The organism is Pseudomonas sp. UBA2684, from assembly GCA_002354655.1.
In the GTDB taxonomy this organism is placed as follows: Bacteria; Pseudomonadota; Gammaproteobacteria; order Pseudomonadales; family Pseudomonadaceae; genus Aquipseudomonas.
This window is the reverse complement of the sequence record DELY01000025.1, coordinates 12,812-32,333: the sequence shown is the minus strand read 5'-3', so window position 1 is coordinate 32,333 and position 19,522 is coordinate 12,812. Positions and strand designations below refer to the sequence as shown.

The 19,522-nt window shown below is 59.9% G+C and carries 15 protein-coding genes; 1 reads left to right on the top strand and 14 read right to left on the bottom strand.

Annotated elements, in window-relative coordinates:
- Nucleotides 1–72: 72 nt before the first annotated feature.
- The 9 genes from sucD to sdhC all read right to left on the bottom strand — a co-directional run bounded on the left by sucD (nt 73) and on the right by sdhC (nt 11,578).
- Nucleotides 73–960 (bottom strand): succinate--CoA ligase subunit alpha, encoded by an 888-nt coding sequence (sucD, locus tag B3M58_RS09280; RefSeq protein WP_090242057.1) that lies wholly within the window; start codon nt 958–960, stop codon nt 73–75.
- Nucleotides 960–2,126 (bottom strand): ADP-forming succinate--CoA ligase subunit beta, encoded by a 1,167-nt coding sequence (gene sucC, locus B3M58_RS09275; RefSeq protein ID WP_296218534.1) that lies wholly within the window; start codon nt 2,124–2,126, stop codon nt 960–962. The genes sucD and sucC overlap by 1 nt, the downstream gene beginning before the upstream one ends.
- 209 nt (nt 2,127–2,335) lie before the next feature.
- Nucleotides 2,336–3,772 carry a dihydrolipoyl dehydrogenase gene (gene lpdA, locus B3M58_RS09270; RefSeq protein WP_296218533.1) on the bottom strand — a complete coding sequence of 479 codons (1,437 nt, stop codon included), beginning with the start codon at nt 3,770–3,772 and terminating at the stop codon, nt 2,336–2,338.
- A gap of 206 nt (nt 3,773–3,978) precedes the next feature.
- Nucleotides 3,979–5,205 carry a 2-oxoglutarate dehydrogenase complex dihydrolipoyllysine-residue succinyltransferase gene (gene odhB, locus B3M58_RS09265; protein WP_296218531.1) on the bottom strand — a complete coding sequence of 409 codons (1,227 nt, stop codon included), beginning with the start codon at nt 5,203–5,205 and terminating at the stop codon, nt 3,979–3,981.
- A gap of 70 nt (nt 5,206–5,275) precedes the next feature.
- Entirely contained in the window at nt 5,276–8,107 is a 2,832-nt protein-coding gene (locus tag B3M58_RS09260) for a 2-oxoglutarate dehydrogenase E1 component (protein WP_296218530.1), read from the bottom strand.
- 242 nt (nt 8,108–8,349) lie between these two features.
- Nucleotides 8,350–9,054, bottom strand: a complete 705-nt coding sequence (locus B3M58_RS09255; RefSeq protein WP_296218528.1) for a succinate dehydrogenase iron-sulfur subunit — start codon at nt 9,052–9,054, stop codon at nt 8,350–8,352.
- 11 nt (nt 9,055–9,065) lie between these two features.
- Nucleotides 9,066–10,838 carry a succinate dehydrogenase flavoprotein subunit gene (gene sdhA, locus B3M58_RS09250; RefSeq protein ID WP_296218527.1) on the bottom strand — a complete coding sequence of 591 codons (1,773 nt, stop codon included), beginning with the start codon at nt 10,836–10,838 and terminating at the stop codon, nt 9,066–9,068.
- 3 nt (nt 10,839–10,841) lie between these two features.
- Nucleotides 10,842–11,210 carry a succinate dehydrogenase, hydrophobic membrane anchor protein gene (gene sdhD, locus B3M58_RS09245; protein WP_296218526.1) on the bottom strand — a complete coding sequence of 123 codons (369 nt, stop codon included), beginning with the start codon at nt 11,208–11,210 and terminating at the stop codon, nt 10,842–10,844.
- Nucleotides 11,204–11,578, bottom strand: coding sequence for a succinate dehydrogenase, cytochrome b556 subunit (gene sdhC / locus B3M58_RS09240; RefSeq protein ID WP_296218525.1), 375 nt, complete (start codon nt 11,576–11,578; stop codon nt 11,204–11,206). The genes sdhD and sdhC overlap by 7 nt, the downstream gene beginning before the upstream one ends.
- A gap of 362 nt (nt 11,579–11,940) precedes the next feature.
- Here sdhC and gltA point away from each other — a divergent pair, with 362 nt between their 5' ends.
- Entirely contained in the window at nt 11,941–13,215 is a 1,275-nt protein-coding gene (gene gltA / locus B3M58_RS09235; protein WP_296218523.1) for a citrate synthase, read from the top strand.
- A 65-nt stretch (nt 13,216–13,280) separates the two neighbouring features.
- Here the strand turns inward: gltA and B3M58_RS09230 are convergent, their stop codons facing one another.
- From B3M58_RS09230 to B3M58_RS09210, 5 genes are all read right to left on the bottom strand, one after another.
- Nucleotides 13,281–13,886: an START domain-containing protein gene (locus B3M58_RS09230; RefSeq protein WP_414704068.1), complete on the bottom strand. Its 606-nt coding sequence runs from the start codon at nt 13,884–13,886 to the stop codon at nt 13,281–13,283.
- Nucleotides 13,887–13,932: 46 nt separating this feature from the next.
- A complete protein-coding gene (locus B3M58_RS09225; RefSeq protein WP_296218522.1) occupies nt 13,933–14,193 on the bottom strand; it encodes a YkgJ family cysteine cluster protein in 261 nt (86 codons plus the stop codon).
- Between the two features lie 90 nt (nt 14,194–14,283).
- The gene (locus B3M58_RS09220) at nt 14,284–16,125 is read right to left on the bottom strand and encodes a sensor histidine kinase (protein WP_296218520.1); all 1,842 of its coding nucleotides are present in this window, start codon (nt 16,123–16,125) and stop codon (nt 14,284–14,286) included.
- A gap of 56 nt (nt 16,126–16,181) precedes the next feature.
- On the bottom strand, nt 16,182–18,401 hold the full coding sequence (locus B3M58_RS09215) for a putative bifunctional diguanylate cyclase/phosphodiesterase (protein WP_296218519.1): 2,220 nt from the start codon (nt 18,399–18,401) through the stop codon (nt 16,182–16,184).
- Nucleotides 18,402–18,605: 204 nt separating this feature from the next.
- On the bottom strand, nt 18,606–19,490 hold the full coding sequence (locus tag B3M58_RS09210) for an NAD(P)-dependent oxidoreductase (RefSeq protein ID WP_296218518.1): 885 nt from the start codon (nt 19,488–19,490) through the stop codon (nt 18,606–18,608).
- Between the last annotated feature and the right edge of the window lie 32 nt (nt 19,491–19,522).

Genomic DNA, 19,522 nt, shown 5'->3' with positions numbered 1-19,522 from the left:
AACCTTATTCAGGACGGGACACCGTAATAAAAAAGACCACCCGAAGGTGGCCTTTTCTCAGGTCAAAAAGCCTTAGGCTTTTTTCACTTCCCAACCGGTCAGCTCGGCCAGGGCCTTGCCGATGTCAGCCAGGGAACGCACGGTTTTCACACCGGCGTCTTGCAGGGCTGCGAACTTCTCGTCTGCAGTACCCTTGCCGCCGGAGATGATTGCGCCGGCGTGGCCCATACGCTTGCCCGCCGGAGCGGTTACACCAGCGATGTAGGACACTACTGGCTTGGTCACGTTGGCCTTGATGTAAGCAGCAGCTTCTTCTTCAGCCGAACCGCCGATCTCACCGATCATCACGATCGCTTCGGTCTTCGGGTCTTCCTGGAACAGCTTCAGGATGTCGATGAAGTTGGAGCCTGGGATCGGGTCACCACCGATGCCGACGCAGGTGGACTGACCGAAACCGGCGTCAGTGGTCTGCTTAACGGCTTCGTAAGTCAGGGTGCCGGAACGCGACACGATGCCTACTTTGCCTGGCAGGTGGATGTGGCCCGGCATGATGCCGATTTTGCACTCGCCCGGAGTGATCACGCCTGGGCAGTTCGGGCCGATCAGGACCACGCCCAGCTCGTCGCACTTGACCTTGGCTTCGAGCATGTCGATGGTCGCGATGCCTTCGGTGATGCAGACGATCAGCTTGATGCCGCCCATGGCCGCTTCAAGGATCGAGTCCTTGCAGAACGGAGCAGGAACGTAGATCACGCTGGCGGTAGCGCCAGTCTGCTCAACTGCTTCACGCACGGTGTTGAACACCGGCAGATTCAGGTGAGTGGTGCCGCCTTTGCCCGGCGTCACGCCGCCAACCATCTTGGTGCCGTAGGCGATGGCTTGTTCGGAGTGGAAAGTACCCTGCGAGCCGGTGAAGCCCTGGCAGATAACTTTGGTGTCTTTATTGATCAGGACGCTCATTACTTGCCCTCCGCAGCTTTGACGACTTGCTGAGCAGCGTCGGTCAGGCTGGTTGCCGCGATGATGTTCAGGCCGCTTTCGGCCAGGACCTTGGCGCCCAGTTCAGCGTTGTTGCCTTCCAGACGAACGACAACCGGGATCTTCACGCCGACTTCTTTAACGGCACCGATGATGCCTTCGGCAATCATGTCGCAACGCACGATGCCGCCGAAGATGTTCACCAGTACGGCCGCAACATTGCTGTCGGACAGGATGATCTTGAAGGCTTCGGTCACGCGCTCTTTGGTTGCACCACCACCTACGTCAAGGAAGTTGGCTGGCTTGCCGCCGTGCAGGTTGACGATGTCCATGGTACCCATGGCCAGGCCAGCACCATTGACCATGCAACCGATGTTGCCTTCCAGCGCGACGTAGTTCAGTTCGAACTTGGCAGCATGGGCTTCACGCGGATCGTCCTGGGACGGATCGTGCATGGCGCGCAGCTTCGGCTGACGGTACATGGCGTTGCTGTCGATGTTGATCTTGGCGTCCAGGCAATGCAGGTTGCCGTCAGCCTTGATCACCAGCGGGTTCACTTCCAGCAGAGCCAGGTCGTAGTCCTGGAACAGCTTGGCCAGGCCAACGAAGATCTGGGTGAACTGCTTGATCTGATCACCTTCCAGGCCCAGCTGGAATGCCAGCTCGCGGCCCTGGAACGGCTGAGCGCCGACCAGTGGGTCGATGGTCGCCTTGAGGATCTTCTCAGGGGTGTCGTGCGCAACTTTCTCGATATCCACGCCACCTTCGGTGGAAGCCATGAACACGATGCGACGGCTGGAACGGTCAACGACCGCGCCCAGGTACAGTTCCTTGGCGATATCGGTGCAGGACTCGACCAGGATCTTGGTCACTGGCTGACCGTTGGCGTCAGTCTGGTAAGTCACCAGACGCTTGCCCAGCCAGTTGGCGGCGAACGCCTTGGCGTCGTCCTTGTTCTTCACCAGTTTCACGCCGCCCGCTTTACCGCGGCCGCCGGCATGGACCTGAGCCTTGACGACCCACTCGGTGCCACCAATTTTTTCGCAGGCTGCTGCGGCTTCTTCCGGGGTGTCTACCGCGAAGCCCTTGGATACGGGCAGGCCGTATTCAGCGAACAGCTGCTTACCCTGATACTCGTGGAGATTCATGCTTGTCTACCGTCTTCGTTTAGGTATTGCGCATACGGTGCTGCACTTATGGTGCCGCACCACCTGTGACTGCTTTACGAGCAATCCGGTGGGCGTTCCGCGTTGAAGCCAAAGCTCTACGCGGGCGGCCCGCCGTGGTTCTTCTTGTAACGTCGCTAATGCCGATGAACTGCACTGATCGGCCGGCGTAGCGGTTTACAAACGACTACTTAGCGCTTCTTGCGGTTGGCGATGTGGATGGCATGGCCATTCACTGCCAGAGCTGCTTCATGCAGCGCTTCGGACAGCGTCGGGTGGGAGAACACCATCATTCCCAGATCCTCGGCGCTGGTGCCGAATTCCATACCGATTGCGCCCTGCTGCACCAACTCGGCAGCGCTTGGGCCGATCACGTGGACGCCCAGCACGCGGTCAGTCTTGGCATCGGCGATGACCTTGACCATACCGCCGGTATCGTTGGCGGCCATGGCACGGCCACTGGCGGCGAACGGGAAGGTGCCGACGTTAACGGCAACGCCCTCGCCCTTCAGCTGCTGCTCGGTCTTGCCGACCCAGGCGATTTCCGGGTGGGTGTAGATAACCGACGGGATCAGGTCGTAGTTCATCTGGGCTTTGTGGCCTTTGATGCGCTCGGCAACCATGATGCCCTCTTCCGAGGCCTTGTGGGCCAGCATGGCACCACGGACCACGTCACCAATGGCGTAAACGCCTGGGACGCTGGTCTTGCACTGGTCGTCGACGAAGATGAAGCCACGCTCATCCAGGGTCACGCCACTGTCGGCAGCCAGCAGATCGGTGGTCACCGGACGACGGCCAACCGCGACGATCAGCTTGTCGAACACGATCTTCTGCTCGCCTTCGGCGTCGGTGAAGTTGACCGTGACTTGCTTCTTCTTCACTTCCGAACCGGTCACGCGAGCGCCCAGACGAATGTTCAGACCTTGCTTGGTCAGGGTCTTCAGGGCTTCCTTGGCAATCTGCTCGTCAGCGGCCGGAAGGAACTTGTCCAGGGCTTCCAGTACGGTGACTTCAGCACCCAGACGCGACCATACCGACCCCAGTTCCAGACCGATCACGCCAGCGCCGATCACGCCGAGCTTCTTCGGTACGCTCTGGAATTCCAGGGCACCGGTGGAGTCGACGATCACGTCCTGGTCGACCGGAGCCGGCGGGATGTCGATTGGCTTGGAGCCGGAGGCCAGAATCACGTTTTCGGCTTCGACGATCTGCGTCTTGCCATCGGAACCGGTGACTTCCACCTGCTTGTTGGCCAGCAGTTTGCCGTGGCCTTCGAGCAGAGTCACACCGTTGGCCTTGAACAGGCCGGCCACGCCGCCGGTGAGGTTCTTCACGATGTTGGCCTTGCGGCCGATCATCGCCGGAACGTCAATGGTCACGCCTTTGGCTTCGATACCGTGGATGGCAAAACCATCCTTGGCTTCATGGTATTTCCAGGAGCTGTCGAGCAGCGCCTTGGACGGAATGCAGCCGACGTTCAGGCAAGTACCGCCAAGGGCAGTTTTGCCCTCTTTATCTTGGTACTTCTCGATGCACGCGGTCTTCAAGCCGAGCTGCGCTGCTTTGATGGCGGCTACATAGCCGCCAGGGCCGGCACCGATGACTACCACGTCGAATTTCTGGGTCATAACGTATTCCTTCTCGAATAAACCGGACGGCCCTGGTGACAGGGCCGCCGTGGGAGAAACTGGCTTAGAACCTATTCACAATCTGCTGCGCGTCGGCCCTGCTGCGTTAAAAACAGGCTCGGAATGCTCATTTACAGCCGTAAACTCCGCCTCCTCGCCTGTTTTCGCCTTGCATGGCTCTAGCTCGCTAGATTGTGAACACGTCCTTAGATGTCCAGCAGCAGACGCGCCGGGTCTTCCAGCAAGTTCTTGATGGTCACCAGGAAGGTCACGGCTTCCTTACCATCAATCAGGCGGTGGTCGTAGGACAACGCCAGGTACATCATCGGGCGGATAACCACCTGACCGTTTACTGCCATCGGACGCTGGATGATGTTGTGCATCCCCAGGATCGCGGCTTGCGGCGGGTTGACGATCGGGGTCGACATCATCGAACCGAAGGTGCCGCCATTGGTGATGGTGAAGGTGCCGCCAGTCATGTCGTCGATCGACAGTTTGCCGTCTTTGGCTTTTTTGCCGAAGGTGGCGATGCCACTTTCGATTTCCGCCAGGCTCATCAGTTCAGCATTACGCAGTACCGGCACCACCAAGCCACGGTCGCTGGACACGGCAACGCCGATGTCAGCGTAGCCGTGGTAGACGATGTCGGTGCCGTCGATCGAGGCGTTGACCGCAGGGAAACGCTTCAGCGCTTCGGTAGCCGCCTTGACGAAGAACGACATGAAGCCCAGGCGCACGCCGTTGTGAGACTTCTCGAACAGGTCTTTGTATTTCGAACGCAGGGCCATGACTTCGGTCATGTCGACTTCGTTGAAGGTGGTCAGCATCGCCATATTCGACTGGGCTTCAACCAGACGCTCGGCCACCTTGGCACGCAGACGGGTCATCGGCACGCGCTTCTCGACGCGGTCGCCAGCGGCGAACACTGGCGCAGCAGCGGCAGGTGCGGCTGGTTTGGCGGCCGGTGCAGCCGGGGCGTTCTTCTTGGCGTCGACGGCGGCAACCACGTCTTCTTTAGTAACGCGACCACCTTTACCGGTGCCGGCGATGCTGTTCGGGTCGATGCCGTTCTCTTCGGCCAGCTTGCGCGCGGCCGGCGAGAGGATCTGCTCGTCGCCAGCGGCGGCGGCCGGTGCAGCGGCGGCGGCAGGAGCGGCGGCCTGGGCAGCAGCAGCCGGAGCCGGTGCGGCAGCACCACCTTCGCCCAAGGTACCCAGCAGTTCGTTGCTGAGTACGGTGTCGCCTTCATTCTTGATGATTTGCGCGAGGACGCCGTCGGCCTCGGCCAGCACTTCGATCACTACTTTGTCGGTTTCGATGTCGACGATCAGTTCGTCGCGCTTGACCGCATCGCCCGGCTTCTTGTGCCAAGTGGCCACGGTGCCATCGGCAACCGATTCCGGGAAAGTAGGGGCTTTGATCTCGATAGCCATTGTCTGTGGTTCCTTAAAATTCGGTTTCTTCTAGCAGGCGGCCCTGTTGGCCACCTGCCTGGCGAAGGCGTTAAACGGTAAAGGCGTCTTGCAGCAGTTTTTCCTGCTGCTCGGCGTGCATCGATGCATACCCGCAAGCCGGGGCTGCGGAGGCATCACGACCGGCGTACTCGAGGAACAAGGTCTTCTTGTGCGCAGTGGCGACGCGACGCATGTGGTGCTGGCTGCAATACCAAGCCCCTTGGTTCATCGGCTCTTCCTGACACCAGACGATGTGCTTGAGGTTCTTGTACGGCGCCAGAACCTCGGCCAGATCGTCTTCCGGGAACGGATAGAGCTGCTCGATACGCACGATGGCGATGTCTTCGCGGCCCTCGCTGCGACGCTTCTCCAGCAAGTCGTAGTAGACCTTGCCGCTGCACAGGATCACCCGCTCGACTTTCTTCGGATCGAGCGTATCGATCTCCGGAATCACCGTCTGGAACGAACCTTCGGCCAGATCTTCCAGGGTCGAGATGGCCAATTTGTGGCGCAGCAGCGACTTCGGCGTCAATACGACCAACGGCTTGCGCAGCGGGCGAATCACCTGACGGCGCAGCAAGTGGTAGATCTGCGCCGGGGTGGTCGGCACCGCCACCTGCATATTGTGCTCGGCGCACAGTTGCAGGTAACGCTCCAGACGCGCCGAGCTGTGCTCAGGCCCCTGCCCTTCATAACCGTGCGGCAGCAGCATGGTCAGACCGCACAGACGGCCCCACTTGTGCTCGCCACTGGAAATGAACTGGTCGAACACCACCTGGGCACCGTTGGCGAAATCGCCGAACTGCGCCTCCCAAATCACCAGCGCTTGTGGCTGGGTGGTGGCATAACCGTATTCGAATGCCAGCACGGCTTCCTCGGAGAGGAAGGAGTCGTACAGGTCGAAACGCGGCTGACCCTGATAAAGGTTCTGCAACGGCAGGTAGGCACCGGCGTCCTTCTGGTTATGCAGCACCGCGTGGCGGTGCGAGAAGGTGCCGCGGCCGATGTCCTGGCCGGTCATACGGATCGGGTGGCCTTCGAACAACAGGGTCGCGTAAGCCATGGTTTCGGCATAGCCCCAGTTGATCGGAAGCGCACCTGCGCTCATCTTCTGGCGGTCTTCGAGAATCTTCGCCACCTGGCGCTGCACCACGAAGCCTTCCGGAATTTCCAGCAGCTTGTTGGACAGGTCCTGCAGGGTCTTCAGCTCGAAACGCGTGTCATGACGCGCGGTCCAGGCGTGACCCAAGTAGGGGCGCCAATCGACGAAGAGCTCCTTGTTCGGCTCCTTGACCAGGCTCTTGACCACGTGCTGACCGTTGTCCAGCGCAGTACGGTAGTCGTCGATCTTGGCCTGCACATCGTCAGCGGAATGGCTAACGGCAGTGGTCAGCGCTTCGGCATACAGCTCGCGGGTGGTGCGCTGCTTGCTGATTTGCTGGTACATGATCGGCTGGGTGCCGCTCGGCTCGTCAGCCTCGTTGTGACCACGGCGGCGGTAGCAAACCAGGTCGATGACCACATCGCGCTTGTACTGCATGCGGTAATCGACGGCCAGCTGAGTGACGAACAGCACCGCTTCCGGATCATCGCCGTTGACGTGCAGGATCGGCGCTTGAATCATCTTCGCCACATCCGTGCAGTACTCGGTGGAGCGCGAGTCCAGCGGGTTGCTGATGGTGAAGCCGACCTGGTTGTTGATCACGATATGGATGGTGCCGCCCGTCTTAAAGCCACGGGTCTGCGACATCTGGAAGGTTTCCATGACCACGCCCTGACCGGCGAACGCCGCATCACCGTGCAGGGAAACCGGCAGCACCTTCTCGCCACTGACATCGTTGCGGCGATCCTGACGAGCGCGCACCGAACCCTCGACCACCGGAGAAACGATCTCCAGGTGCGATGGGTTGAACGCCATGGCCAGGTGCACTTCGCCACCAGCGGTCATCACGTTGGACGAGAAGCCCTGGTGGTATTTGACGTCGCCGGAAGACAGACCTTCGGTCTTCTTGCCTTCGAACTCGTCGAACAGGTCGCGCGGGTTCTTGCCGAAGGTGTTGACCAAGACGTTGAGACGGCCACGGTGGGCCATGCCGATGACGATTTCCTTGGTGCCGTAGGAGCCGGAACGCTGGATCACTTCATCGAGCAAAGGAATCAGGCTCTCGCCGCCTTCCAGACCAAAACGCTTGGTGCCTGGGTATTTGGTGCCCAAGTACTTTTCCAGACCCTCGGCCGCAGTCAGACGTTCGAGCAGATGACTCTGCACTTCGGCGGAGAACTGCGGACGGCCACGCACGCTTTCCAGACGCTGCTGGAACCAGCTGCGCTGTTCGGAATCGACGATATGGGTAAATTCGGCACCGATGGTGCGGCAATATGTCTGCTGCAAAGCATCGCGAATTTCGCGCAGAGTAGCCTCTTCCTTGCCGATGAACAGGCCACCGGTACGGAAGGTAGTGTCCAGATCGCCGTCAGTCAGGCCGTAGTGGTTGATCGCCAGATCAGCCGGCACCGGGCGCTGCCAAAGACCGAGAGGATCAAGCTTGGCAGCCTGATGGCCGCGCATGCGGTAGGCCTGGATCAGACGCAGCACTTCAACCTGCTTCTTCTCGTGCTCGCTGCTCACGCTGCCAGCAGATACGGGCTGGGCGCGGCGCTGGTTTTTCGCCAGCAACACAAAGTGATCGCGAACCGTGGAGTGCGATACGTCGGTAGCCGCACTGCCGTCGGTCGGCAACTTCTGGAAGTAAGTGCGCCACTCTTCTGGCACAGCGTTGGGATCGTGCAGGTAAAGCTCATAGAGCTCTTCCACATATGCAGCGTTACCACCGGATAGGTGGGCACTGTTCCACATGCGCTGCATCACGCTTTCTTGCATGCTTGGTCACCCTCGGTAAGGGGACACCACCGGCGTAGAAACCGCGCGGACTTTCGAAGTCTTGAAGCAGCGACTTCGGTAAGCCACCACGGATCCCGCAGATAGTCCGGGCACCAGCCCGGATGCCCCTGCTGGTCGTCATTTTTTCAAATAAGAACCACGGCTTTGTGGGCTGCGGCTCTGGCTAAAACTACGGCGCCGGTGGCGCCGCAGGTGTTACAGGTCTAACAAACAACAGCGAATCAGGTACCGCTCTGCAGCAACATGTTGCGCACGTGGCCAATTGCCTTGGTCGGATTAAGACCTTTCGGGCACACGTTCACGCAGTTCATGATGCCGCGGCAGCGGAACACGCTGAACGGATCGTCCAACGAGGCCAAACGCTCGGCAGTCTTGGTATCGCGGCTGTCAGCCAGGAAACGGTAGGCTTGCAGCAATGCGGCCGGACCGAGGAACTTGTCCGGGTTCCACCAGAACGACGGGCAGCTGGTCGAACAGCACGCACACAGGATGCACTCGTACAGACCATCCAGCTTCTCGCGGTCTTCCGGCGACTGCAGACGCTCGATGGCCGGAGCCGGCGTATCGTTCTGCAGGAACGGCTGCACCTTCTCGTACTGCTTGTAGAAGATGCTCATGTCGACGACCAGGTCACGAATGACCGGCAGACCCGGCAACGGACGGATCACCAGATTGTTGTTCTTCACCACCGCAGACAGCGGCGTGATACAAGCCAGACCGTTTTTGCCATTGATGTTCATGCCGTCGGAACCGCACACGCCTTCACGGCAGGAGCGACGATAAGAGAAGCCTTCGTCCTGTTCCTTGATCAGCGCCAGCACGTCAAGAACCATGATGTCCTTGCCAGCGGTGTCGATCTGGAAATCCTGCATGAACGGCGCAGCATCCTGCTCCGGGTTGTAGCGATAAACACTGACTTGCAACATATCAGCCACCCTTAATAAGTCCGAACCATGGGTTCAAACGTCGGAACTGTCTTCGGCGAGAAATTGACGGCGCGTTTGGCTACACGCTTTTCACCCGGGAAGTACAGGGAATGGCACAGCCAGTTCTCGTCGTCACGCTCTTCGAAGTCTTCGCGGGCATGCGCACCACGGGACTCTTTACGAGTTTCCGCAGCCACCGCAGTTGCCTCGGCCACTTCGAGAAGGTTTTGCAGTTCCAACGCTTCGATACGCGCAGTGTTGAACGCCTGGCTCTTGTCCGCGATCTTGACGCTCGCGATCCGCTCACGCAGGTCGACCAGTTGTTGAATACCTTTCTGCATGTATTCGCCGGTGCGGAATACACCGAAGTAGTTCTGCATGCAGGTTTGCAGCTCTTTACGCAGCGGCGCGACATCTTCGCCGGTGCTACGCTCGTTAACCCCGGCCAGACGCTTGAGCGACAGCTCGAGGTCGGTCTCGGAAGCGCTACGGTAGTCGACGCCTTCTTTCAGCGCTTTTTCCAGATGGATACCGGCAGCACGGCCGAATACCACCAGGTCGAGCAACGAGTTACCGCCCAGGCGGTTGGCACCGTGTACCGATACGCACGCCACTTCACCTACGGCGAACAGGCCTTCTATGATCTTGTCGTTGCCGTTGGCATCCTGGGTGATGGCCTGACCGTGGATGTTGGTCGGCACACCGCCCATCATGTAGTGGCAGGTCGGCACGACCGGAATAGGTGCAACCACCGGATCGACGTGGGCGAAGGTCTTGGACAGCTCACAGATGCCTGGCAGGCGGCTGTGCAGCACTTCTTCACCCAGGTGATCGAGTTTCAGCATCACGTGGTCGCCATCGGGACCACAGCCGTTACCGGCAATGATTTCCTTGACCATCGAGCGTGCAACCACGTCGCGGCCGGCCAAGTCTTTGGCGTTCGGCGCATAACGCTCCATGAAACGCTCGCCGTGCTTGTTGATCAGGTAACCACCTTCACCACGGCACCCTTCGGTTACCAGGGTACCGGCACCGGCGATGCCGGTCGGGTGGAACTGCCACATTTCGATGTCTTGCACCGGCACGCCAGCACGCAGGGCCATGCCGACACCGTCACCGGTGTTGATCAGCGCATTGGTGGTGGAGGCGTAGATCCGGCCGGCACCGCCGGTGGCCAGCACGGTGGCCTTGGAACGGATATAAACGGTTTCGCCGGTTTCGATGCAGATCGCGATGACACCGACGATTACGCCGTCCTGGTTCTTCACCAGGTCAACCGCGTACCACTCGTTGAGGAACGAGGTGCCGCTTTTCAGGTTGGCTTGGTACAAGGTGTGCAACAGCGCGTGACCGGTACGGTCGGCTGCAGCGCAGGTACGGGCAGCCTGGCCACCCTTGCCGAAATCCTTGGACTGGCCGCCGAACGGACGCTGATAGATGCGACCCTGCTCGGTACGGGAGAACGGCAAGCCCATGTGCTCCAGCTCGAATACCGCTTCCGGACCGACGGAGCACATATATTCGATAGCGTCCTGGTCACCGATATAGTCGGAGCCCTTGACGGTGTCATACATGTGCCAGCGCCAATCGTCGTTCGGGTCGGCCGAAGCGATGGCGCAGGTGATGCCACCCTGAGCGGACACAGTGTGCGAACGAGTCGGGAATACCTTGGTCACCACAGCGGTCTTATGACCACCCTGGGCCAGCTGCAATGCCGCGCGCATACCCGCGCCGCCGCCACCGATGATGATGGCGTCATAAGAAAGTGTACGAATGCTAGTCATGAATCAGATACCCCAAAGAATCTGCACACCCCAGACGAAGAACGTGAACATGGCAATGCCACACGCCGCCTGGAACAGAAAACGCACGACAGTCGCCCACTTACCCAGCGCCATCGGCGTCAGGTAGTCGGTGGAAATTGTCCACATGCCTACCCAGGCGTGAGCGCTGAGCGCCACCAGGGTCAACAGACTGAAGATGCGCATTGCGCTATTGGAGAACAGACCATGCCACTCGGCGTAACCCATACCCGGGTTGACCACGATGTAGCCGAGCAAGAACAGTACATAAGCCGCGAGAACGACCGCAGAAACGCGCTGCGCCATCCAGTCATACAGGCCCGAACGCGAGAAGTTCGTGACATTGGTTACCATATCCACACCCCCAGCAGCACGATCACGATCGTCGATACGACGAGAACGATTTGCGAGCCCAGCTTGCCGCCTTCCAGCGTCTCACCGATGCCCATGTCCATGATCAAGTGGCGTACACCGGCCACCAGGTGATACAGCAGAGCGGACAGCAATCCCCAAATCACGAACTTGGCCAGCGGGCTGGTCAAGCATTCTTTCACCTGGGCGAAGCCTTCCTCGGATGCCAGCGACTTGTCGAGCCCGAACAGCAGCACGGCAATGCCGACAAAAAGGATGACACCGGATATACGGTGAAGAATGGACGTGTAAGCGGTGACTGGGAGTTTGATAGTCCTAAGGTCTAGGTTTACAGGTCGTTGGCTATTCACGGCTTTTTATCACACTGAGAGCCCCTAACTATCAGGGCAAAGTTGTCGGGAAGTGCACTGGTCAGGTACCCATCACCCAAGGAGTGACAACCACCAGAATGAGGGCCTAAAGCCCTTGGCGGTCGGGCGCAGAGTATAGACAGTTAGGTTACTAATGACAACGCAAAGGCCTCGACCTAAATGCGGATTGCGCACCTCCTATAAATGACGTAAATAGCGCACTTTTTTCGCAAAAAACCGCCCTCAAACCCTTCTGCCGCCTGGGTTTTCGCAAATTGACTTTAGGATTTATCTCACTATAGTGGTGCGGGCCCTGCGTGGGGGGCTGTCAGATGATTTCAAGCATAACTAGGAGGCCACACATGGCTGACAAAAAAGCGCAGTTGATCATCGAGGGCGCAGCCCCCGTCGAGCTGCCCGTTTTAACCGGCACCGTTGGTCCCGATGTAATAGACGTGCGGGGCTTAACCGCCACGGGCCGTTTCACTTTTGATCCTGGCTTTATGTCCACCGCCTCATGCGAGTCGAAGATCACCTACATCGACGGCGACCAAGGCATTCTGCTACACCGCGGCTACCCTATCGAGCAGCTGGCAGAACACTCCGACTACCTGGAAACCTGTTACCTGCTGCTCAACGGCGAACTGCCCAATGCAGAACAGAAGGCCAAGTTCGTCGGCACCATCAAGAACCACACCATGGTTCACGAACAACTGAAGACCTTCTTCAACGGCTTCCGCCGCGACGCTCACCCCATGGCGGTGATGTGTGGCGTAGTCGGTGCACTGTCGGCCTTCTACCACGACTCGCTGGACATCAATAATCCGCAGCACCGCGACATCTCGGCAATGCGCCTGGTTGCCAAGATGCCGACCCTGGCGGCGATGGTTTACAAGTACTCCATGGGCCAGCCGATGATGTACCCGCGTAACGACCTGAACTACGCGGAAAACTTCCTGCACATGATGTTCAACACCCCGTGCGAGATCAAACCGATCAGCCCAGTGTTGGCCAAGGCCATGGATAAGATCTTTATCCTGCACGCCGACCATGAGCAGAACGCGTCGACCTCCACCGTACGCCTGGCCGGTTCCAGCGGCGCCAACCCGTTCGCCTGTATCGCCGCCGGCATCGCCGCGCTGTGGGGCCCGGCACACGGCGGCGCCAACGAAGCCGTACTGAGCATGCTGGACGAGATCGGTGACGTATCGAACATCGATACTTTCATCGCCAAGGCCAAGGACAAGAACGATCCATTCAAGCTGATGGGCTTCGGTCACCGGGTTTACAAGAACCGCGACCCACGCGCCACGGTGATGAAGCAGACCTGCGACGAAGTCCTGAAAGAACTGGGGATCAAGAACGATCCGCAGCTGGAACTGGCCATGCGTCTGGAAGAAATCGCCCTGACCGACCCGTACTTCAAAGAACGCAACCTGTACCCGAACGTGGATTTCTACTCGGGCATCATCCTTAAGGCTATCGGCATTCCGACCAGCATGTTCACCGTGATCTTCGCCCTGGCGCGGACCGTCGGCTGGATCTCGCACTGGAAAGAAATGCTCTCCAGCCCGTACAAAATTGGCCGCCCGCGCCAGCTGTACACCGGCTACCCGCAGCGCGACCTGAAGAAGTAACGCAGTTCTCGCCGCATAAAAAAGGCTGCCCGCGGGCAGCCTTTTTTACACCTGCAAGAACCACTTCAGGGCGTTTCGACACGCTGGCGCAGCGCCTTCAGGGTGTTATACGGCGCATCCACGACGAAGCTGTTAGCCAGCCAGGAAGGTACGCGACCACCCGGTTCGGTGTGCACCTGATAAACCACCTCAACACCTCCCGGCGCCCTCGGCGTCAACGACCACCGCCCCTCGATCTTACTCACCCGCACAAAGCCTTTCTGCTCTGGCAGATAATCGGCAACGCCATGCAGAAGCCGAGTGACACTGCCGTCCGCGCCCAACTGCGTGGTCACCCGCAGCACCGAATCGCGCGGCGTGACCGGCCAGGGCGTGTCGAAGCGGGTGTACGTCCAACTGTTCGCACCTTCATGCTTGAGCAGCTTCTGCTCCCGACAGGCATGAATCCAAGTGCAGGAGCCGCTGACATCCTCCTGCAACGCCAACAGCGTCGACATATCCGTCTTCAGCGTGGTGACGCCACGGTAGGCCTGATACTCCGACCCCGGCACCTCGCTCAGGTAAACCTGGATGCCGGCCTCATCCTTGACCAAGTGCCACTGCTCAGCCTGCGCCATGCCCATCGCCAGCACGGCAACGCTGCCCAACAGCCACTGCGTGCCTACCATCATGCCGCCCCCGCGCCCTCACATCGGTCTGCCCATGCCGGTCGTTACGTCAACCGGCCAGTGCCGTGCTTTGCTCCAGCCAACCGATAAAGCGTATCGCCTCTTCACGACTGCTGCCGCACACCTCAGGCTCCGCTAAAAACGCCGAACACACGGCAGGCCGCTCCGGTGTACCGAACAACCCGCAGTAATTATCCGCAGACAACTGCACGCAACGCTCTCCCGCCGGCTTGCCATGCGGCATACCCGGAATCGGGGAACTGATCGACGGGGCAATACAACAAGCGCCACAGCCGGCACGGCAATTCATCACGGAACAACCTCAAACGAATCGGACTATCAGGCTAAACCGCGATTTTACTTGGCTGCCAGGCTATTTGACACGCGTCCATCGCCTGGCTCAGGCCAACGCCAGGCGCAAGCGAAATTGTGTGCCCTGCCCCGGCGTACTACGTACCTGCAAATCCGCGCCGAGAATCTCCACCGCCAGCTGATGAGTGATGTGCAACCCCAGCCCCGTACCGCCACGGCCGCGGCGTGTAGTGAAAAATGGATCGAAGATCTTCGCCAGCACATCAGCGCTCATGCCAACACCGTTGTCAGTCACCTCGATCAAGCAGCTGCGCACCAGCACATCGTGGTCGACTCGAACTTTAACCAGCCCTTGCATGCCAGGTTCAAAGGCGTGGATCAGGGCGTTATCGATCAGGTTTTGCAAGATTTGCCCCAGCGGCCCAGGATAACTGTCGAGCAGCAGGCTGTCGGGCATTTCCAGGCTAACCTGGTGCGGCGACTGTTTGAGCTTCGGCGCGAAGACCAACATCACCTCACGCACCAACTCGACCAGATCAAAACTGCGGCGCTCGGTGCTCGCGCGATCACTGGCCAGTTGCTTGAACGCGCGCGTCAACTGCGCCATACGCGTCAAGTTGCCGAGAATTATCGCCAGCCCCTCATCGTTGCGCTGCAAGAACCGTTCGAGCACCGAACGCTGCAAGCCGTCGCGGAAACTCTTCTGCACATCCTGACTGCCCTTGTGCAGGGTCGAAGCCGCCACACTGGCCGCGCCAATCGGGGTGTTCAGTTCATGCGCCACACCTGCCACCAAGGTGCCGAGCGAAGACAGTTTCTCGGCCTGCAACAGGGCACCGCGCGTGCGCTGCAATTGCTCGACGGTTTCCCGCAGCTCGCCATTACTGTGCGCCAAGGCCTGGCTGCTCGACTCAAGCTCACGCTGCGCCTGGTCACGCTCAATTTCCGCAATGGCCAAGCGTACTGCCACCGCCAAGCCCAAACCCAGCATCACACAGACAAAGATCAAAACCTGCCAGAACGCCTCGAAACGCAACATCTGCACGCGTTCGCTGGGTATGAGAGAAACCAGCAACCATTGCTCACTGGCTACTTGTGGCTCCCCATTTTGCTCGCGCGGATCGAAATAGTTATAGGCCCAGAAGCCGGTATCGTCGGTAAACACACCGCTTCTTTCAGCCCGCATCTTGCGCCAACTCTGCGGATGACGATTGGCCAGCGTCGCATCGGCCTTGTTCAACATGAATCCCCAGGCGTCCTGCGGATCGGCCGCGAGCATCCAGTACCCCTCATGATCGACCAGGCTGAGATTACCGCCATAGACTTCGGATACCTGACGCAGGCGCTGCAACAAGACCTGCCCGAGGTAATTCAGCACCAGAATCCCCCGGCGCTTACCCTGCTCGTCGAATACCGGAGAGGCACCGCGCAAGGTGGGCTTGTGGGGTTGCTCAAGCACACCAAAGTCCTGGCTGAGGTCAAAGCGCGACAGGTAAAACTCATCCACAGGAAGGTTCATCGCCTCGACGAAGAAATAACGCGAGGCCTTATTCTGTAATTGATCGGCGCCAACAACCTCCGAGCGCCCGTTGCGCAGATCGACACGCACCCGTTCGGTACCGTATTCATCCAACCAGCGGATTCGATCGTAAACCCCCGTGCTGTCGGAAAACTCTTGGAACAGCAGACTCAGCGCGTGGACATTTTCCTCGGTTGACGCCTCCAGCACCTTCGTCAGCAGCGGCTGATGCGTAAGAAACTTGACGTGACTGCGCAACGCCGACAGGTGCCGGTTGAGCACGCCAACCCCCTCGTTCAGGCTGTTTTGTTGATCACGCAGCAGCGGCTCAAGCTTGGCATCCAGCAAACGTTCGTACAGCAAGACCATCAGCAAGAGAATCAACAGCGTCCAGGGCAGAAACAGCAGCATCAGGTTGCGCCTGATGGGCTTGGCCTGGCACAAGGTCCGCCATTGCTGCCCCAGCATCAGGCCTGGCGCCCAGGCCAGGAGGCGAGCCAGGTGAGCAAGTCGGCACACGGCATCGGTTTGGCAAACAGATAACCCTGCGCCTCCAGGCAACCGTGCTGCAAGATCCAATCGGCCTGCTGCTGGGTTTCCACACCCTCGGCTATCACTTGCATGCCGACCCGCGCGGCGATTTGAATCACCGCCTCGGCGATCATCTGCTGATCCGCCAGTTCACCGATCTCCTCGACAAAGCTGCGGTCGATCTTCAAGCGGTCGGCAGGCAGCAAACGCAAGTAGCTGAGCGAGGAAAAACCGGTGCCGAAATCATCGATGGCCACGGTCACGCCCATCTGCCGCAACGCCGTCAGTTGTTCGCACACGGTTTCGAAGGTGCGCATGGCTACCGACTCAGTGATTTCCACCTCGACCTGCTGCGGCCGCACACCGGCGGCCTGCAAGTGGCTGGTAAAGCGCTCGATGAAATCGCGCTGCAGCAATTGCGGCGCCGAGACGTTGATCGCCACGCGAATCTGCGGGTAGCCCGCCTCGGCCAGTTGCTTGGCGGCTTGCAACGCCAAACGCATCAACAGATCGCCCAACGGCAAGATGTAGCCCGTCGCCTCGGCCAACGGAATGAACAGCACCGGCGGCACCATCCTGCCATCCGCCTGGCGCCAGCGCGCCAATGCTTCGACGCCGATGACCTTGTGCGTGCGCAAGTCGAGCTGCGGTTGTAACTCGATGCTGATGCGCCCGGCCTCGACCGCATCGCGTAGCGCCAACAGCATGCGGTAGGACTCCGCGTGCGCGCCCTGCAAGTGCGGGTCATACACCGCATGCTGATCATGGCCGAGCTGCTTGGCCTGCTTGAGGGTCAAACGGGCATCCTGTAGCGCTACGCTGGCAGTGCCGGTGAAATCGGCCAACCGCAAGGTGACGCTGCTCAGGCTGTGCACCTGGCCCAGTTCATAAGGGCGATTATGCCGCCGGAACAAGGCGACGATATCCGCGGCGCGCACCTGCGACTCGGGCCCGAGAATGGCGAACAGATCGTCCCGAACCCGGGCGATCAGGACACTGCCGTCGAAGGCATCGCGCAGTTTCTTCGCCACCAGGCCGAGAATAAAGTCGCCGTAACCGGTGCCGAACGCGGTATTGGCGCCGGAAAAGTTGTCGATATCGATCAACACCAGCACCCACTCATCCTTCGACTCGCCCTTCAAGGTCAGGTCAAGCATGCGGATCAGTGCATTGCGGTTGGGGACTTTCAGTAAATCGTCCTGATAGGCCATCTCCTCCAAGCGACTGAACAGCGCAACGTTATACAAACCCCGGCTGATACTGGCACTGAATACCTTGAGCAGTTCCAGTTCGGTATCGTCCAACGGTCGCTCGGTGGCGACATAGCAGGCGTAATCCGCGCCGGCCTGAAAGCGTGAAAAGAACAGCACCGTGCAGGTTTCCAGGCGCAACGTTTGCTGCTCCTGCAAGCTGCGCCGCAGTGCGGCTGCCACGTCGGTATCGTCCAGGCTATCCAGGTTGCCGTCGATGGCGCGGAAGAAACGCCCGCTGGCACTGACGATACGCACCGCCGGAGCCGACTGCGCGTCGCCCTCCTCGGACCGCACACAGACGATGCCCTCGGCTTGCAGATCGAGCAATGAGGCAATTTCGGAAAGAATCTTGGAGGACAATTCGCGGGTGTTTTTCGAGCAGAACAAGGCGTTGCTCGACTCCACGATCATCTGCAAACCGCGCCGCGCCCGGGCCACCGCGCGCAACTGCGAGTAGCCGCGCACGCCGGCCGTTAGCACGGTCAGCAAACGCTCGGCGGTCAACTCGCTTTTGGTCCAGTAATCGTTGATGTCGTAATCGCGCATCACCTCCTGCACCGGCGCCATGCCCGGTTCGCCGGTCAGCAGCACCACACGGGTTTCGGCGTTGCCGATGACCTCGCGCAGGGCCTTGACCAACCGCAGGCCGGCATCGTCGGTCTCCATCACCACGTCCAGAAAAATCAGCGCGATGTCACGTTGCTCGGCCAGCAACATGGAGGCTTCACGGTAACTGAAGGCTTGCTGCAACTCGATGCGCCCGCCCAGCACTTCCAGCTCGCTCAGGGCGAATGCGGTGGCACGTTGAAAGTCGACATCATCGTCAATCGCCAGTACCCGCCACACGGGTTGGTCCGAGCAGATGGAAGTCTCGTCATCGAAAAAAAGCACTTGATCGTCCATGAAGGGCGCCTGCCTGTCTCACCAAAGGATGGAGAACACAGCCATTCCTGAGGTGGCTGCCAGCGAAGTATAGACAGCAGAAATCAGACCGCAGGGCTCGCCTACTACGACTGCACGACGGGGCGCATTTCGCCGTGCAGTCGGCATGATCTGGACGCTCCAGGCGCCGGCGGCAGCCTGGAGGTGGTCGCACTTCACAAGCTCTCAGGCCTTGTGCGGAGCCTTCAGGCGGGCAATCAGGCTGGAGGTGTCCCAGCGGCCGCCGCCCATGGCCTGGACGTCGGCGTAGAACTGGTCGACCAGCGCCGTGACCGGCAATTGCGCGCCGTTGTGCCGTGCCTCGTCGAGCAGGATCGACAGGTCTTTACGCATCCAATCGACTGCAAAACCAAAGTCGAACTCGCCGGCCAACATGGCCTTGTGGCGATTTTCCAGCTGCCAGGATTGCGCCGCGCCTTTGCTGATCACTTCCATCGCCGCCATGCCGTCGAGCCCCGCGCACTGGGCAAAATGCAGCGCTTCGGACAACCCTTGCACCAAACCGCCGATGCAAATCTGGTTGACCATCTTGGTCAGCTGCCCACTGCCGGTCGCGCCCATCAGGCGGGCCATGCGCGCGTAGGTTTGGATCACCGGCTCGGCACGGGCATACATCGCGGGTTCGCCGCCGACCATGATGGTCAGCGCCGCGTTTTGCGCACCGGCCTGACCACCGGATACCGGCGCATCGAGAAAGCCCAGTTGCCGCTCGCTGGCCTGCACGGCCAGCTCACGGGCGACATTCGCCGAGGCGGTGGTGTGATCGACCAATATTGCCCCCGGTGCCATGCCGGCAAACGCCCCATCAGCCCCCAGCACCACGCTGCGCAGGTCGTCGTCGTTACCCACGCACACCATCACGAACTCGGCGCCCTGCGCCGCCTCACGCGGGGTTGGCGCACTGCTTGCGGCAAACTCCGCCGCCCATTGCGCTGCTTTAGCCGGCGTGCGGTTGTACACGCACAACTGGTGACCGGCGCGTGCCAAATGCCCCGCCATCGGATACCCCATCACGCCCAGCCCAATAAAGGCTACCTTCGCCATACGCACCTCCGAAAACCAGTGGAGCTCAGCCTAACATG

Coding starts and splice junctions, on each gene's coding strand:
- B3M58_RS09260 (WP_296218530.1), bottom strand. CDS start 8,107: ATGCAAGAAAGCGTGATGCAGCGCATGTGGAACAGTGCCCACCTATCC.
- odhB (WP_296218531.1), bottom strand. CDS start 5,205: ATGGCTATCGAGATCAAAGCCCCTACTTTCCCGGAATCGGTTGCCGAT.
- B3M58_RS09215 (WP_296218519.1), bottom strand. CDS start 18,401: ATGGACGATCAAGTGCTTTTTTTCGATGACGAGACTTCCATCTGCTCG.
- B3M58_RS09220 (WP_296218520.1), bottom strand. CDS start 16,125: ATGCTGCTGTTTCTGCCCTGGACGCTGTTGATTCTCTTGCTGATGGTC.
- lpdA (WP_296218533.1), bottom strand. CDS start 3,772: ATGACCCAGAAATTCGACGTGGTAGTCATCGGTGCCGGCCCTGGCGGC.
- sdhD (WP_296218526.1), bottom strand. CDS start 11,210: ATGGTAACCAATGTCACGAACTTCTCGCGTTCGGGCCTGTATGACTGG.
- B3M58_RS09255 (WP_296218528.1), bottom strand. CDS start 9,054: ATGTTGCAAGTCAGTGTTTATCGCTACAACCCGGAGCAGGATGCTGCG.
- sucC (WP_296218534.1), bottom strand. CDS start 2,126: ATGAATCTCCACGAGTATCAGGGTAAGCAGCTGTTCGCTGAATACGGC.
- sdhA (WP_296218527.1), bottom strand. CDS start 10,838: ATGACTAGCATTCGTACACTTTCTTATGACGCCATCATCATCGGTGGC.
- B3M58_RS09230 (WP_414704068.1), bottom strand. CDS start 13,886: ATGATGGTAGGCACGCAGTGGCTGTTGGGCAGCGTTGCCGTGCTGGCG.
- gltA (WP_296218523.1), top strand. CDS start 11,941: ATGGCTGACAAAAAAGCGCAGTTGATCATCGAGGGCGCAGCCCCCGTC.
- sucD (WP_090242057.1), bottom strand. CDS start 960: ATGAGCGTCCTGATCAATAAAGACACCAAAGTTATCTGCCAGGGCTTC.
- B3M58_RS09225 (WP_296218522.1), bottom strand. CDS start 14,193: ATGAATTGCCGTGCCGGCTGTGGCGCTTGTTGTATTGCCCCGTCGATC.